Origin of the sequence: Pseudomonas subflava (assembly GCF_023823685.1) — a bacterium.
Lineage (GTDB): Bacteria > Pseudomonadota > Gammaproteobacteria > Pseudomonadales > Pseudomonadaceae > Aquipseudomonas > Aquipseudomonas subflava.
Genome location: NZ_JAMXBF010000001.1, coordinates 175,048 through 188,962 on the forward strand (window position 1 = coordinate 175,048; position 13,915 = coordinate 188,962).

At 65.1% G+C, this 13,915-nt stretch carries 16 protein-coding genes and 1 tRNA gene; 12 read left to right on the forward strand and 5 right to left on the reverse strand.

Annotated features, from left to right (window positions below; translation table 11 throughout):
• Positions 1 to 7: 7 nt before the first annotated feature.
• The 8 genes from tolR (at position 8) to NF616_RS00900 (ending at position 5,753) form a co-directional block, all read left to right on the forward strand.
• A complete protein-coding gene (tolR, locus tag NF616_RS00865; RefSeq protein WP_252271135.1) occupies positions 8 to 466 on the forward strand; it encodes a protein TolR in 459 nt (152 codons plus the stop codon).
• A complete protein-coding gene (gene tolA, locus NF616_RS00870) occupies positions 466 to 1,419 on the forward strand; it encodes a cell envelope integrity protein TolA (protein ID WP_252271136.1) in 954 nt (317 codons plus the stop codon). The genes tolR and tolA overlap by 1 nt, the downstream gene beginning before the upstream one ends.
• Positions 1,416 to 2,714, forward strand: a complete 1,299-nt coding sequence (gene tolB / locus NF616_RS00875) for a Tol-Pal system beta propeller repeat protein TolB (protein WP_252271137.1) — start codon at positions 1,416 to 1,418, stop codon at positions 2,712 to 2,714. The genes tolA and tolB overlap by 4 nt, the downstream gene beginning before the upstream one ends.
• Before the next feature lie 60 nt (positions 2,715 to 2,774).
• Positions 2,775 to 3,272 (forward strand): peptidoglycan-associated lipoprotein Pal, encoded by a 498-nt coding sequence (gene pal, locus NF616_RS00880; RefSeq protein WP_252271138.1) that lies wholly within the window; start codon positions 2,775 to 2,777, stop codon positions 3,270 to 3,272.
• A gap of 6 nt (positions 3,273 to 3,278) precedes the next feature.
• Positions 3,279 to 4,091, forward strand: a complete 813-nt coding sequence (gene ybgF, locus NF616_RS00885; RefSeq protein WP_252271139.1) for a tol-pal system protein YbgF — start codon at positions 3,279 to 3,281, stop codon at positions 4,089 to 4,091.
• Positions 4,092 to 4,283: 192 nt separating this feature from the next.
• Complete coding sequence (queE, locus tag NF616_RS00890) at positions 4,284 to 4,931, forward strand: 7-carboxy-7-deazaguanine synthase QueE (RefSeq protein ID WP_252271140.1); 648 nt, start codon at positions 4,284 to 4,286, stop codon at positions 4,929 to 4,931.
• A 13-nt stretch (positions 4,932 to 4,944) separates the two neighbouring features.
• Positions 4,945 to 5,619 carry a 7-cyano-7-deazaguanine synthase QueC gene (gene queC / locus NF616_RS00895; protein WP_252271141.1) on the forward strand — a complete coding sequence of 225 codons (675 nt, stop codon included), beginning with the start codon at positions 4,945 to 4,947 and terminating at the stop codon, positions 5,617 to 5,619.
• Positions 5,620 to 5,677: 58 nt separating this feature from the next.
• Positions 5,678 to 5,753: transfer RNA gene (locus NF616_RS00900), tRNA-Lys, on the forward strand.
• A 72-nt stretch (positions 5,754 to 5,825) separates the two neighbouring features.
• Here NF616_RS00900 and NF616_RS00905 read toward each other — a convergent pair.
• Complete coding sequence (locus tag NF616_RS00905; protein WP_252271142.1) at positions 5,826 to 6,176, reverse strand: hypothetical protein; 351 nt, start codon at positions 6,174 to 6,176, stop codon at positions 5,826 to 5,828.
• A gap of 208 nt (positions 6,177 to 6,384) precedes the next feature.
• On the opposite strand from NF616_RS00905, the gene NF616_RS00910 reads away from it, so the two are divergent.
• Positions 6,385 to 8,025, forward strand: coding sequence for an ATP-binding response regulator (locus tag NF616_RS00910; protein ID WP_252271143.1), 1,641 nt, complete (start codon positions 6,385 to 6,387; stop codon positions 8,023 to 8,025).
• Here NF616_RS00910 and NF616_RS00915 read toward each other — a convergent pair.
• Positions 8,022 to 8,642, reverse strand: coding sequence for a LuxR C-terminal-related transcriptional regulator (locus NF616_RS00915; protein ID WP_252271144.1), 621 nt, complete (start codon positions 8,640 to 8,642; stop codon positions 8,022 to 8,024). The two genes, NF616_RS00910 and NF616_RS00915, sit on opposite strands and share 4 nt — an antisense overlap.
• Before the next feature lie 242 nt (positions 8,643 to 8,884).
• On the opposite strand from NF616_RS00915, the gene nadA reads away from it, so the two are divergent.
• Positions 8,885 to 9,943, forward strand: coding sequence for a quinolinate synthase NadA (nadA, locus tag NF616_RS00920; protein ID WP_252271145.1), 1,059 nt, complete (start codon positions 8,885 to 8,887; stop codon positions 9,941 to 9,943).
• Between the two features lie 55 nt (positions 9,944 to 9,998).
• Here the strand turns inward: nadA and NF616_RS00925 are convergent, their stop codons facing one another.
• On the reverse strand, positions 9,999 to 11,429 hold the full coding sequence (locus tag NF616_RS00925; RefSeq protein ID WP_252271146.1) for a M48 family metalloprotease: 1,431 nt from the start codon (positions 11,427 to 11,429) through the stop codon (positions 9,999 to 10,001).
• A 100-nt stretch (positions 11,430 to 11,529) separates the two neighbouring features.
• Between NF616_RS00925 and NF616_RS00930 the strand changes: the two genes are divergently transcribed.
• Positions 11,530 to 11,769 carry a sulfurtransferase TusA family protein gene (locus NF616_RS00930; protein ID WP_252271147.1) on the forward strand — a complete coding sequence of 80 codons (240 nt, stop codon included), beginning with the start codon at positions 11,530 to 11,532 and terminating at the stop codon, positions 11,767 to 11,769.
• 51 nt (positions 11,770 to 11,820) lie between these two features.
• Here NF616_RS00930 and NF616_RS00935 read toward each other — a convergent pair whose 3' ends face one another.
• Together NF616_RS00935 and NF616_RS00940 are read right to left on the reverse strand one after the other, a co-directional pair.
• Positions 11,821 to 12,294, reverse strand: coding sequence for a peroxiredoxin (locus tag NF616_RS00935; protein ID WP_252271148.1), 474 nt, complete (start codon positions 12,292 to 12,294; stop codon positions 11,821 to 11,823).
• A gap of 10 nt (positions 12,295 to 12,304) precedes the next feature.
• A complete protein-coding gene (locus NF616_RS00940; protein WP_252271149.1) occupies positions 12,305 to 12,862 on the reverse strand; it encodes a glycine cleavage system transcriptional repressor in 558 nt (185 codons plus the stop codon).
• Between the two features lie 164 nt (positions 12,863 to 13,026).
• Here NF616_RS00940 and dapA point away from each other — a divergent pair, with 164 nt between their 5' ends.
• Positions 13,027 to 13,905 (forward strand): 4-hydroxy-tetrahydrodipicolinate synthase, encoded by an 879-nt coding sequence (gene dapA / locus NF616_RS00945; protein WP_252271150.1) that lies wholly within the window; start codon positions 13,027 to 13,029, stop codon positions 13,903 to 13,905.
• Positions 13,906 to 13,915 lie beyond the last annotated feature (10 nt).

A 13,915-nucleotide genomic window follows, 5' to 3' on the forward strand; every position in this document is an offset into this window, starting at 1 on the left:
TCAGCCAATGGCCAGAATCCGCAACAGACGCAAGCCAGTCGCCGAGATGAACGTCGTGCCCTACATCGACGTGATGCTCGTGCTGCTGGTGATCTTCATGGTGACCGCGCCCATGCTCAACCAGGGCGTCAAGGTCGACCTGCCCAAGGTCTCCAGCGAGGTGCTGCCGCAGGACAACGACTCCCGCGTGCTGACCATTTCGATCAAGGCCGACAAAACCTACTACTGGAACATGGGCGAGGAAGTCGACCCGGACCAGGGCAAGGCCAGCGAAACCGCCACCGCACTGCCGGAGCTGGTGAAGACCGTCTCGGCGATCATGAGTCAGAACGCCGGGCAGGGTAAGAAAGTCCAGGTGTTCGTGCGCGGCGACAAGGCGGTCGATTACGGCTCGGTCATGGCCGTCATGGGCGGCCTGCAGGAAGCCGGCGTCGGCAACGTCGGGCTGATCACCGAGGCGCCCTGATGCAGCAGAAGAGCGTGCGCTCCTCCTCGGAAAGCTATTTCTGGCCGACCGTCTGGGCCGTGGCCATCCACGCCCTGCTGTTCGCCATGCTGTTCGTCAGCTTCCACTTCGCCCCCGAGCTGCCGCCGGCGCGTCCCATCGTCCAGGCTACGTTGTACCAGCTGAAGTCGCAGAGTCAGGCGACGACCCAGACCACGCAGAAGATCGCCGGCGAAGCCGAGAAGACCAAGGCCCGCCAGTACGAGGTTGAGCAGCTGGAGACCAAGAAGGAAGAGCAGCAGAAGCAGGAAGCGGCGGAACAAAAGAAAGCCGAAGCGGCCAAACAGGCTGAAGCGAAGAAGCAGGCCGAGGCCAAGAAGGCCGAAGAGGCGAAGAAGGCGGCCGAGCAGAAGAAGCAGGCCGACATCGCCAAGAAGAAGTCCGAGGAAGAGAAGAAGAAAGCTGCCGCCGAAGAGGCCCGCAAGAAAGCGGCCGAGCAGGCGAAGAAGAAAGCCGCGGAGGACGCCAAGAAAAAGGCCGCTGCCGAGGCTGCGAAGAAAAAGGCCCAGGAAGCCGCGCGCAAGGCTGCTGAGGACAAGAAGGCACAGGCCCTCGCCGAGCTGCTGGGCGACACTACCGAGCGGCAGCAGGCGCTGGCCGACGAGGTGGGCGACAAAGTAGCCGGCAGCCTTGATGACCTGATCATCAAGCTGGTCAGCGAGCAGTGGCAGCGTCCACCGTCCGCGCGCAACGGCATGAGCGTCGAGGTGCTGATCCAGATGCTGCCCGATGGCACCATCGTCAACGCCTCGGTCACTCGTTCCAGCGGCGACGCGCCTTTCGACAACTCCGCCGTGGCGGCCGTGAAGAACGTCGTACGTATCCCGGAAATGCAACAGCTGGATAGTGCAACCTTCAACGCCATGTACCGACAGCGGCGGATGATTTTCAAACCGGAGGATTTGTCTCTGTGAATACCTTGATTCGTATTGCCCTGCTCGGTCTGGCCATGCTGGTCGGCTCGGTGCAGGCCGCGGACCCGCTGGTGGTGACCACCGGTAGCGACCGCGCCATTCCGATCGCTGTGGTGCCGTTCGGCTGGCAGGGCGGCACCGTGCTGCCCGAGGACATGTCCACCATCATCGGCAATGACCTGCGCAACAGCGGCATGTACGAGCCGATTCCGCGGCAGAACATGATCAGCCTGCCGACCTCGGCCGCCGAAATCATCTACCGCGACTGGCAGGCCCTGGGCGCCCAGTACGTCATGGTCGGCAGCATCGTGCCGAACGGCGGTCGCCTGCAGGTGCAGTTCGCCCTGTTCAACGTGGCGACCCAGCAGCAGGTGGTGGCCGGCACCGTCGGTGGCACCAACGACCAGCTGCGTGACATGGCCCACCACATTGCCGATCAGGCCTTCGAGAAGCTGACCGGCATCAAGGGTGCCTTCTCCACCAAGATGCTCTACGTCACCGCCGAGCGTTTCGGCGTGAACAACACCCGCTACACCCTGCAGCGCTCCGACTACGACGGCGCGCGTGGCGTGACCCTGCTGCAATCGCGCGAGCCGATCCTCTCGCCGCGCTATGCGCCGGACGGTCGCCGTATCGCCTATGTGTCCTTCGAGCAGCGTCGCCCGCGCATTTTCATGCAGCACATCGACACCGGCCGCCGCGAGCAGCTGACCAATTTCGAGGGCCTCAATGGCGCCCCGGCCTTCTCGCCGGATGGCAATCGCCTGGCCTTCGTGCTGTCCAAGGACGGCAACCCGGAGATCTATGTGATGGACCTGGGCTCGCGGCAGATCCGGCGCGTGACCAATTCCGGTTCGATCGAGACCGAGCCGTTCTGGGGCAAGGACGGGCAGAGCCTTTACTTCACCAGCGACCGCGCCGGCAAGCCGCAGATCTACAAGCAGAGCATCAACGGTGGGTCTGCCCAGCGCGTGACCTTTACTGGCAACTACAACGCCAACCCGAAGCTCTCGGCCGACGAGAAGACCCTGGTGATGATCCATCGCCAGGACGGTTTCACCAACTTCAAGGTGGCCGCTCAGGACCTGGTGACCAGCCGCCTGCGCATTCTTTCGGAGACCAGTCTGGACGACTCGCCCACTGTTGCGCCCAATGGCACCATGCTAATCTACGCCACCCGCCAGCAGGGCCGGGGAGTCTTGATGCTCGTGTCCACCAATGGGCGCGTTAGGCTCCCAATTCCTACCGCTCAAGGCGATGTCCGAGAGCCTTCGTGGTCCCCTTACCTGAACTGATGCGGTAATCAGAAAATCAATACTTTGTACAACACCCCTGGGATCATTTTGGAGTCCATCATGGAAATGCTGAAATTCGGCAAGTTTGCTGCTCTGAGCCTGGCTCTGGCCGTCGCTGTTGGCTGTTCTTCCAAGGGCGGCGACGCCTCCGGCGAAGGCGCTGTCGACCCGAACGCGGGCTACGACGCCAACTCCGGTGCCGTTGACGGTTCCCTGAGCGAAGAAGCCGCTCTGCGCGCCATCACCACCTTCTACTTCGAGTACGACAGCTCCGACCTGAAGCCGGAAGCCATGCGTGCTCTGGACGTCCACGCCAAGGACCTGAAAGGCAACGGCGCTCGCGTCGTGCTGGAAGGCCACACCGACGAGCGCGGCACCCGCGAGTACAACATGGCTCTGGGCGAGCGTCGTTCCAAGGCCGTTCAGCGCTACCTGGTACTGCAGGGCGTTTCCCCCGCTCAGCTGGAACTGGTTTCCTACGGCGAAGAGCGTCCGGTTGCCACTGGCACCGACGAGCAGTCCTGGGCCCAGAACCGTCGCGTCGAGCTGCGCAAGTAATTTGCCATGCGTAAGTGCCCTCGTATCCTGACCGCACTGGTGATGGCCACGCCGCTGATGGCGATGGCCGAAGTTCCCGTGGTGGATGGCGGCTCCGGCAGCTACCCGCCAGCGGGCTACGGTACGAGCGGCGCCTACGCCGGAGCCGGGGCACAAGCCCCGACTTCGGCGCAGGGCCAGCTGTTCATGCAACTGCAGCAGATGCAGGGCGAGATCGCCCAGCTGCGTGGGTTGCTCGAAGAACAGCAGAACGAGATCGAGCGCCTCAAGCAAGAGAGCCAAGCGCGCTACCAGGATCTCGACAGCCGCCTGCAAGGCGGTGCCGCCGGTGCACAACAGGCACCCGCACAGAATCCCCCGGCTGACGGCGCGATCGACGCCGCCGGCACCCCTTCGGCTCCCGCTCAGCAGCCAGCTCCGGCCGCCAGCAACGAGCCGGCCGATCCGGCGAAGGAAAAGCTTTACTACGACGCTGCCTTCGACCTGATCAAGGCCAAGGACTTCGCCAAGGCCAGCCAGGCCTTCGAAGGTTTCCTGCGCAAGTTCCCGCAGAGCCAGTACGCCGGCAATGCCCAGTACTGGCTGGGTGAAGTGAATCTGGCGCAGGGCAACCTGCAGGGCGCCGGCAAGGCCTTCGCCCAGGTTGCCGCCACCTATCCGACCCACGCCAAGGTGCCGGACTCGCTTTTCAAACTGGCCGATGTGGAGAAGCGCCTGGGCAACACCGACAAGGCCCGTGGCATCCTCCAGCAGCTGATCAGCCAATACCCCGGCTCGTCGGCCGCGCAGTTGGCGCAACGCGACCTGCAGCGCCTCTGAGGATCCCGCTGTCCCAAAGCCCGCGCTCATCGCGGGCTTTTTTGTGGCCGCCGTTTCCTGCCGAGACCGGCTCCGCCCGGCGGCGGGTGGCTTTAAAAATGTCTCCCGGAAATTTTTCTGTTTAGAATCGGCGCCCCGATTCACCCGCAACGGAGGCGGATGGCCTGTTTCGCCGTCACGCCCGGTGCCGATATGCAAACTACCCTGCGCATTACCGAAATTTTTTACTCGTTGCAGGGCGAGACATTCACCAGTGGTTTGCCCACGGTGTTCGTCCGCCTGACCGGCTGCCCATTGCGCTGCCGGTACTGCGACACCGCTTATGCCTTCAGCGGCGGCGAGATCATGAGCCTCGACGCCATCCTCGATCGTGTGGCCGGTTACCGACCCCGCTACGTCTGTGTCACCGGTGGCGAGCCGCTGGCCCAGCCCAACTGCGTGCCGCTGCTCGAGCGTCTGTGCGATGCCGGCTACCGCGTTTCGCTGGAGACCAGCGGCGCCCTCGACATCGCGGCAACCGACAGGCGCGTCAGCCGGGTGGTCGACCTGAAGACCCCTGGCTCCGGGGAAGTCGCGCGCAATCTCTACGGCAACCTCGACGAGCTGACCGGCAACGACCAGGTCAAATTCGTCATCTGCTCGCGCGAGGACTACGACTGGGCCGTCAGCAAGCTGATCGAATACCGCCTGGACGAGCGCGCCGGCGAGGTGCTGTTCTCGCCCAGCCATGGGCAGGTGGAAGCCCGCGCGCTGGCCGACTGGATCATCGCCGACAACCTGCCGGTACGCTTCCAGCTGCAACTGCACAAGATCCTCTGGAACGACGAACCCGGCCACTGAAGGAGGCACTGATATGACCGACAAGAAAGCCGTGATATTGCTCTCCGGTGGCCTGGACTCCGCCACCATCCTGGCCCAGGCCAGAGCGGCGGGGTTCGCCTGCTACAGCATGAGTTTCGACTATGGCCAGCGCCACCGGGCCGAACTGCGGGCCGCCGAGCGCGTGGCCCGCGAGCTGGGCGTGGTCGAGCACAAGGTGATCGGCCTCAATCTCGACGGCATCGGCGGCTCGGCCCTGACCGACAGCGCGATTGCCGTGCCCGAAAGCCCGACCGAGGGCATCCCGGTCACCTACGTGCCGGCGCGCAATACCGTTTTTCTCTCGCTGGCGCTGGGCTGGGCCGAGGTGCTGGGCGCCCGAGACATCTTCATCGGGGTCAATGCGGTGGACTATTCCGGCTACCCGGACTGCCGGCCCGCGTTCATCGAGGCGTTCGAGCGCGTGGCCAATCTGGCGACCCGTGAGGGCGTGGAGGGCAGGGGCTTTCGCATTCAGGCGCCACTGCAAAATCTGTCGAAGGCGCAGATCGTGCAGATCGGCGTACGCCATGGCGTGGACTATGGCTTGACGGTGTCCTGTTACCAGGCGGATGAGGACGGCCGCGCCTGCGGTAAATGCGACAGTTGCCGTCTGCGCGCCGCCGGCTTCGCCGCGGCCGGCGTGGCGGACCCAACTCGCTACGCCTGAGTTTTTTTCTTCGGAGTGTTGATTTTCTGAATCAAATCAGTATCATGCGCTCCGCATTGGGTCGTTAGCTCAGTCGGTAGAGCAGTTGGCTTTTAACCAATTGGTCGTAGGTTCGAATCCTACACGACCCACCATACGAGCTTCTAAGGAAGCAGAAAGGCCTGGCCATCGAGAGATGGCCAGGCCTTTTCGTTTGTCCCCTTTTTTCAGCTACAGGGCGTACCGGCGCTTCCGGCGAGGGTTTCGACGTTGTCGAGCACCTCCTGGCCCTGGTTGACCTTGCGCATGTTCTCCGCACCCTTAACCGCCTGGGCATAGCTCGAGTCGTTGATGCCCTGCAGATCCTGGTGGGTCGCCAGCACGTTGTTGGTGATTGCCAGCAGGTTGCGCCCCGTGGCGATCAGGTCACTGGTGGCCCCGGGCGTGCACGGCGAAGTCCCGGCATCCGCCAGCTGGTTTCCGGCGCCGAGCCGGTGCTGGCCATTCGGCGCCGCGCAGCCGGCCAGGGCGAACAGAAGGGGCAAAGCGAGCAGTGCAGCGGTGCCTGTGAGTTTCATGTTCTTGTCCTTCGCAGAGCGGTCGGGGGCGGCGGAACGGCTCGCCAGGGGAGTTCGGCCAGTCTAGGAATCCCGCCGGGTCTCATGAATAGGCCTGCTGTACTAGGTCATTTGCGCTACTGTGCGCTCGCCGTTTTTCTGGTAGATGCCCTTACAGAGGTCGTGGCCGTGCGGATGCCACGACTTTTCGGGCCGATCGGGGGACTGAATGAAGACTGGGGTGAACAAGGGCTACGACACGGAGCGCAGCCAGGCCTGGGTGCGTCTGCTGGTGTCGGGTGCGGCGATGGTCTACGTGCTGACGGTGTTTCTCACCGCCCGCTCCACGTCCGGCGCCATCGAGCTGATCCTCCATTACATCCCGGTGTTCATGGCCGTATCGGTGGTGCTGCTGGTCGACATCATCCGTCGTCCGGGTGTGCGGCCGCTGCGGCGGGTGATGGCCATGGCGCTGGATTACGTGTCCATTGCCGTGTGCATGTACCTCGGTGGTGAGGCCCTGCTGCCGGTGTATGGCGCCATCCTCTGGGTCACGGTGGGCAACGGCGTGCGCTATGGCCCGCGTTACCTGGCGATTGCCACGGCGATGGCGCTGATCTGCCTGCTGGCCCTCGCGCAATTCTCGCCCTATTGGCGCAGCCAGCCGTATCTGGCGATCACCCTGGTCATCGCCACGCTGGTGGTGCCCGCCTATGTGAACACCCTGCTGGCCCAGAGCCGGCGAGCCAACGAGGCGGAGCACGCCGCCAACCAGGCCAAGTCGCAGTTCCTCGCCCAGGCCAGCCACGACCTGCGCCAGCCCATCCATTCCATCGGCCTGTTCACCGCCTGCCTGCGCGACGGCAACCTGGAGCCGGCGCAGCGGCAGATGGTCGATAGCATCGACAAGTCGCTGCACAGCGTGGCGCAGCTGTTTCGCTCGATCCTCGACATGTACACCCAGGACGGCGGGCGGGTGACGCCGCGCGCGGAGGCGGTGGCGCTCGACGAGCTGCTGCAGGGCATCGCGCAACAGAATGCCGAAGCCGCGCGCTGGGCCGGCGTCGACATCCGGGTGCATGCGCCGCACCAGCGGGTGCTGGTCGACCCTGGCCTGCTGACCACCATGGTGCAGAACCTGCTCTCCAACGCGCTGAAGTACGCCGCGGGCCATCCGGTGCTGGTCGGTTGCCGGCGCCGTGGCGGCGGCTTCGCCATCGAGGTCTACGACAAGGGGCGGGGCATCGAGCCGCAGCACCTGGCCAGCGTGTTCGACGAGTTCTACCGGGTGCGCGAGGTACGTGACAACGACATCGAGGGCGTCGGCCTGGGCCTGGCCATCATCCGTCGCCTGGCGAATCTGATGGGGCTGCAGGTGCGCATGCGGTCCCGGGTCGGACGGGGCACCTCGGTGGCGATCGAGGGGCTGGTCGCGGTGCGCGCGGAGGTCAGCTCGCCGGTAGCCGCGCTGCGCCAGTCTTCGACCACGCCGCGCATGCTCGACGGCCTGCGCGTGAGCCTGATCGAAGACGACCGCAGCGTGCTGCTCGCGACCGCGACCCTGCTGCGCAAATGGGGCTGCGAGGTGCAGGCCAGCCCGTCGATTCCGGTAGAGGGGCATGGCGATATCGATCTGGTCATCACCGATTTCGACCTGGGGCGCGAGGCTTCGGGGGCCGACTGCATTCGATATCTGCGCGAGCTGAGCGGCCGGCACATTCCGGCGGTGGTGATCACCGGCCACGAGGTCAAGCGGGTTCGGGAGGCGGTCGGCGATGCGGATATTCCGGTGCTATCCAAGCCGCTCCATCCGGCTGAGCTGCGCTCCACGCTGGTGGCGCTGAAGAGGGGGCTGGCGCAAGGTGCCTAGATGCCGAACTTGGCGGCGATGGCGGCGGCCGCGGCCCGGGAGCCGACGTTGAGCACGCGCAGCAGCGACGAAACGTGGATGCGCACGGTGAAGGGCGAGATGGCCAGCTGGCGGGCGATTTCCTTGTTGGACAGGCCCCGGGCGATCAGGCGCAGCACGTCCTGCTGGCGCGGGGTGAGCTGATCCAGCCCATTGTCATGAGGCAGGGCGGTGGGGCCGACGGTGACCACGAAGTCGCCGGCGCGAATCGCCAGAATCGCCTCGGCCATATCGTCCGGCGGTACCGACTTGCCGATGAAGCCGTCCGCGCCTGCGGCCATGGCCTCGTCGATCAGGGCGCGGTTGTCGACCATCGAGACGATGACGATCGAGCAGCGCTTGAACTCCTGGCGCAACGCGCCGATGGCTTCCGAAGACTGGCCGGGGAAGAGCAGGTCGAGGATCAGCAGCGTCGGTGGCACGCCCTGCCTGGCCAGCTCCAGGACGGCGTCCATGTCGCCGGCCTCGTCGATCTCAGCGTGCGGCATGATGCGTTGAACGATGCGGGCCAGGCCATCCCTGAACACGGGGTGGTCGTCGGCAACTATCACGCGTTCCTGATGGTGTTCTGCAGGCATCCGCTTGATCTTGTGTGGTTATCGGTGGAGCGAGTCCGCGGTGGAACAGAGACTACGGGCTTATGGCGGACGATGACAGCGCGCGGTTCGCACTCCTGACCGGCTGATCGCGTCGATGGCCGGATTCACAATGCGTCGAGCCGATCGTCCCGCCATCGCGCACGCGGCTGCAACCGCGATGCCACAGGCCGAGGGCGGTGCGTATAATCGCCGCACTGAAAGCATATTCAGAGCCTGATGACATGACCCAGATTTCCGAGCGCCTGCTGGTCCAGGCCCACCTCGCCGCCAAGCAGCCCAAGCCGCTGACCGCCGACGAGGAAGCCTTTTACCGCAGCGAGATCGCCGCCGAGCTGAAGAAGCAGAATGCCGTGCTGGTGGCCCATTACTACTGCGATCCGGTGATCCAGGCGCTGGCCGAAGAAACCGGCGGCTGCGTCTCCGACTCCCTGGAGATGGCCCGCTTCGGCAACCAGCACGAGGCGCAGACCGTGGTGGTGGCCGGGGTCAAGTTCATGGGCGAGACGGCGAAGATCCTCAACCCGGAAAAGCGCGTGCTGATGCCGACCCTGGAGGCCACCTGTTCGCTCGACCTGGGTTGCCCGGTGGATGAGTTCTCGGCCTTCTGCGACCAGCACCCGGACCGCACCGTGGTGGTGTATGCCAACACCTCGGCAGCGGTGAAGGCGCGCGCCGACTGGGTCGTGACATCCAGCTGCGCGCTGGAGATCGTCGAGAGCCTGATGGATAACGGCGAGAAGATCCTCTGGGCGCCGGACCAGCACCTGGGGCGCTACGTCCAGCGCGAAACGGGCGCCGACATGCTGCTGTGGGACGGCGCCTGCATCGTCCACGAGGAGTTCAAGGCCAAGCAGCTGGAAGACATGAAGGCGCTGCATCCGGAGGCCGCCATCCTGGTCCATCCGGAGTCGCCCGAGGCGGTGATCGAGCTGGCCGACGCGGTGGGCTCCACCAGCCAGCTGATCAAGGCGGCGCAAACCCTGCCGAACAAGACCTTCATCGTCGCCACCGACCGCGGCATCTTCTACAAGATGCAGCAGCTGTGCCCGGACAAGGTCTTCGTCGAGGCGCCCACCGCCGGCAACGGCGCCGCCTGTCGCAGCTGTGCCCACTGCCCGTGGATGGCCATGAACACCCTGCAGCGCACCCTGCAGTGCCTGCGCGAGGGCAGCAACGAGATCCTCGTCGAGCCGGCGCTGATCCCGCGAGCGATCAAGCCGCTCAAGCGCATGCTGGACTTCACCCAGGAGGCGCGGCTGAAGTTGGCCGGCAACGCCTGAGTTTTCGGTATGCAGAAAAAAGCCCGGTGATTGCCGGGCTTTTTCATGGCCAAGTTCAGCGCATCATCTTCTCTAGCGCGCGTTTCTCTTCAATCAGCTCCTGCTGGCGCGCGTCGATGCGCGAGGCCATGGGGAAGTTGCTGCTGGCGCGGCGCTTGGCCAGGTCGAGCTGTTCCAGGGCCTGGTCGTAGTCGCCGACCAGGGCGAAGAACTCGGCGCGGGCCTGATGCAGGCCGATGATGTTGCCGGTCAGGCCGCGTACTTCGGCCACCTGATACCAGACGTCCGGGTCGTTGCCGCGTTGCTTGAGCAGCTCGTCCAGCGCGGCCTCGGCCTGTTGCTGCTGGTTCAGCTTGAGCATCAGGTCGATGCGCGCCTGTTCCAGCGGATAGCTATCCGGGTACAGGCTGCGCAGCCGCTCGACGCGCTTGCTGGCGTCGGCCAGGCGATTGGCGTTCTCGTCCAGGTCGACCATGGCCAGGTTGTAGACGAGGTCGTCGGGCTCCTTGGTCAGCAATTCGGTGAGGATCTTGCGTGCATCTTCGCGTCGGCCGGCCTTGATCTGGGCGAGGGCCAAGCCATAGCGCGCGGCGTCCAGCTTGGGGTTCTTGTCGAGCATGTCGCGGAAGCGCTTGGCGGCGATGCCCGGGGTTTCCTCGAACATCAGCTGGGTGCGGGCGCGCATCAGCTGATAGTGCAGACTGTCTTCCTTGCCCTGGGGCGGGTATTGCTCGGCGCGGTTGCGGGTGTCGGCGATGCGCGACTCGGTCACCGGGTGCGTCAGCAGGAATTCCGGGGGCTTGGAGTCGTAGCGGTATTGGCGCATCAGGCGCTCGAACATGCTTGGCATGGCGCGCGGATCGTAGCCGGCCTTCTCCAGGTTGAGCAGGCCGATGCGGTCGGCCTCCTGCTCGTTCTGCCGGGAGAAGCGGCGCTGCTCCTGGATGGCGGCTGCCTGCGCGCCCATGACGGTGGCGATGCCCGCATCGCCGGCACCGGCCGCGGCGGCGACGATGCCGGCGAGCATGGCGGCCATCACCGGCAGCTGCATGCGCTGCTGGGCCTCGAGGCCGCGGGCGAAGTGGCGTTGCGACAGGTGCGCCAGTTCGTGGGCCATCACCGAGGCGTATTCGGCCTCGGTCTTGGCGTGCAGCAACAGGCCACCGTTGACCCCGACGATGCCGCCGGGCGCGGCGAAGGCGTTGATCTGCGGGCTGTTGAGCAGGACGAATTCCAGTCGACGGTCTTCCAGCTGGCTGGTCTCCGCCAGGCGGTAGACGCTGGTCTCCACGTAGTCCTTGAGCAGCGGGTCGGACAGCTGGTCGACCTGGCCACGCAGCACGCTGAGCCAGGCGCGGCCGAGGCGGTGTTCCTGTTCCGGCGAGACGATGGATGAGCTGGCGTCGCCCAGCGAAGGCAGATCGTTGGCGCCGACGGGCAGCGCCAGGCAGGCGAGGGCAAGCAGGGTGGGGCGCAGAAAATTCATGCACGGGGCTCTGGCTTGGACTGAGCCGCTACTCTAGCCGGCCGCTTGGCCACCTGGCCAGGGTTGTGCGGTATCCTTGCCCGCCTTCGAGGAGAGCGCCATGACCGATATTCCCGCCTGCGACGCCGAACTGGACGCCCGCGGCCTGAACTGCCCGCTGCCGCTGCTCAAGGCCAAGCTGGAACTCAATCGCCTGGCCAGTGGCGCGGTGCTCAAGGTCATCGCCACCGACGCCGGTTCGCAGCGCGACTTCCGCGCCTTCGCCCGTCTGGCGGGGCACGAACTGCTGCGCGAGGAAGAGGGCGGCGGCGTGTTCCGCTATTGGTTGAAGAAGGCCTGACGGCCATGCAATGAAAAAGGGCCGCATCGCGGCCCTTTTCATTCATTCGGCTCAGCCCTTGTGCAGGGCCTGTGCCGCAGCCAGGACTGCATCGACATGGCCGGCAACCCGTAGGTTGCGCCATTCCTGGCGGAGAACGCCATGGGCGTCGAGCAGGAAGGTGCTGCGCACGATGCCCATGTACTCCTTGCCGTAGTTCTTTTTCAGCTGATAGACGCCGAAGAGGTCGCACAGCTCGTGCTCCGGGTCGCTGATCAGCTCGAAGGGGAAATCCTGCTTGCACTTGAAGCTTTCATGCTTCTTCAGGCTGTCCATCGATACGCCAAAAATCTGGGTATTGGCGGCCTGGAAGTCGGCGTAGCGGGCGCGGAAGTCCAATCCTTCGGTGGTGCAGCCCGGCGTGCTGTCCTTGGGATAGAAGTAGATCACTACTTGCTTGCCCTTGAGGGCGCTCAGCGAGACCTGCTGGCCGCTGGTGGCGGCGGCGCTGAAATCGGCGACGGATTGGTCGAGGGTTACGGCCATGGTTGCTTCCTTACGGGTTCTGCGGGCGCCAGGGTTCGATCAGCGCGTCCAGGTTCAGCGCGTCGGCGAAGTCGAGGAACTGGTCGCGCAGCCAGCTGATCTGGGTGCCCGGCGGCAGGGTCACGGTCAGCGTGGCGTTGAGCAGCGTGCCGCCGGTCTGCGGCGCCTGGTGGGTGTCGCAGGTGATGTTCTCCAGCTCCACGCGATGATCGCTGAAGAACTGGCACAGCTCGTTGAGGATGTCCGGACGGTAGGCGCAGCTGACATAGGCCACATAGGGCAGGGCATTGGGGCGTACGTCGAGGGCGCCGCTGCGCACCATGTTGACGCTGAAGTCGTGGCGCTTGGCCAGGGCCGGCAGTGCAGTTTCCAGGCGGGCGAGGGCATCCCAGCTGCCGCTGACCTGGAGCACCAGGGCGCTGTATTCCCCATGGCGGGTGAGGCGGCTGCTGACGACGCCGCAGCGGTTTTCCTGGCTGGCCCGGCAGAGCACGCTGGTCAGCTCCATGGGGTTGGCGCCGAGGGCACTGATGACGAGGAATTGTTCGCGAACCGGGGCGGTGGACATGCAGCTTTCCTGAAACGATGGGGCTCGGCGCTGGCTGGCGGAGCAAAGGGGGAAGGGTAGCGAAAAGCGCCGCTCAGGGGAATGCTGGCGACCCTGCGTTCGCTTGTGCAACACAGGTGGCGCCAGTACCATTACCGCTCTCTTTTTCCGGCAGGAGCGGTTGCATGATTTCCGGCAGTATGGTGGCTCTGGTCACGCCCATGGACGCACAAGGCGGTCTTGACTGGGACGCTCTGAGCAAGCTGGTCGACTTCCACCTGCAGGAAGGCACCAATGCCATCGTCGCCGTCGGTACCACCGGCGAGTCCGCCACCCTGGATGTCCACGAGCACGTGGAGGTCATCCGCCGGGTGGTCGATCAGGTCGCCGGCCGCATCCCGGTGATCGCTGGCACCGGCGCCAACAGCACCCGCGAAGCCATCGAGCTGACCCAGAACGCCCAGAGCGTCGGCGCCGATGCCTGCCTGCTGGTGACCCCCTACTACAACAAGCCGACCCAGGAAGGCCTGTTCCAGCACTTCCGCCACATCGCCGAGGCGGTGGCCATTCCGCAGATCCTCTACAACGTGCCGGGCCGTACCGCCTGCGACATGCTGCCGGAAACCGTCGAGCGCCTGTCCAAGGTGGCCAACATCATCGGCATCAAGGAAGCCACCGGCGACCTGCAACGCGGCCAGGAAATCCTCGATCGCGTCGGCGCCGATTTCCTCGTCTATTCCGGTGACGACGCCACCGCCGTCGAGCTGATGCTGATGGGCGGCAAGGGCAATATCTCGGTGACCGCCAACGTCGCCCCGCGCGCCATGGCCGAGCTGTGCGCCGCCGCCATGGCCGGCGATGCCGCCACCGCCCGCGCCATCAATGAGCGTCTGATGCCGCTGCACAAGAACCTGTTCATCGAGTCCAACCCAATTCCGGTGAAGTGGGCCCTGAACGAGATGGGCCTGATGCAGGACGGCATCCGTCTGCCGCTGACCTGGCTCAGCCCGCGCTGTCACGAACCGCTGCGTCAGGCCATGCGCCAGTCCGGCGTCCTGGCTTAATCGAGGAATA

Bases quoted from the DNA above. Each gene is read 5' to 3' on its own strand.
- queE (WP_252271140.1), top strand. From the start codon at position 4,284: ATGCAAACTACCCTGCGCATTACCGAAATTTTTTACTCGTTGCAGGGC.
- nadA (WP_252271145.1), top strand. From the start codon at position 8,885: ATGACCCAGATTTCCGAGCGCCTGCTGGTCCAGGCCCACCTCGCCGCC.
- queC (WP_252271141.1), top strand. From the start codon at position 4,945: ATGACCGACAAGAAAGCCGTGATATTGCTCTCCGGTGGCCTGGACTCC.
- NF616_RS00930 (WP_252271147.1), top strand. From the start codon at position 11,530: ATGACCGATATTCCCGCCTGCGACGCCGAACTGGACGCCCGCGGCCTG.
- NF616_RS00915 (WP_252271144.1), bottom strand. From the start codon at position 8,642: ATGCCTGCAGAACACCATCAGGAACGCGTGATAGTTGCCGACGACCAC.
- NF616_RS00935 (WP_252271148.1), bottom strand. From the start codon at position 12,294: ATGGCCGTAACCCTCGACCAATCCGTCGCCGATTTCAGCGCCGCCGCC.
- NF616_RS00925 (WP_252271146.1), bottom strand. From the start codon at position 11,429: ATGAATTTTCTGCGCCCCACCCTGCTTGCCCTCGCCTGCCTGGCGCTG.
- NF616_RS00910 (WP_252271143.1), top strand. From the start codon at position 6,385: ATGAAGACTGGGGTGAACAAGGGCTACGACACGGAGCGCAGCCAGGCC.
- dapA (WP_252271150.1), top strand. From the start codon at position 13,027: ATGATTTCCGGCAGTATGGTGGCTCTGGTCACGCCCATGGACGCACAA.
- tolA (WP_252271136.1), top strand. From the start codon at position 466: ATGCAGCAGAAGAGCGTGCGCTCCTCCTCGGAAAGCTATTTCTGGCCG.
- tolR (WP_252271135.1), top strand. From the start codon at position 8: ATGGCCAGAATCCGCAACAGACGCAAGCCAGTCGCCGAGATGAACGTC.
- NF616_RS00905 (WP_252271142.1), bottom strand. From the start codon at position 6,176: ATGAAACTCACAGGCACCGCTGCACTGCTCGCTTTGCCCCTTCTGTTC.
- NF616_RS00940 (WP_252271149.1), bottom strand. From the start codon at position 12,862: ATGTCCACCGCCCCGGTTCGCGAACAATTCCTCGTCATCAGTGCCCTC.
- ybgF (WP_252271139.1), top strand. From the start codon at position 3,279: ATGCGTAAGTGCCCTCGTATCCTGACCGCACTGGTGATGGCCACGCCG.
- pal (WP_252271138.1), top strand. From the start codon at position 2,775: ATGGAAATGCTGAAATTCGGCAAGTTTGCTGCTCTGAGCCTGGCTCTG.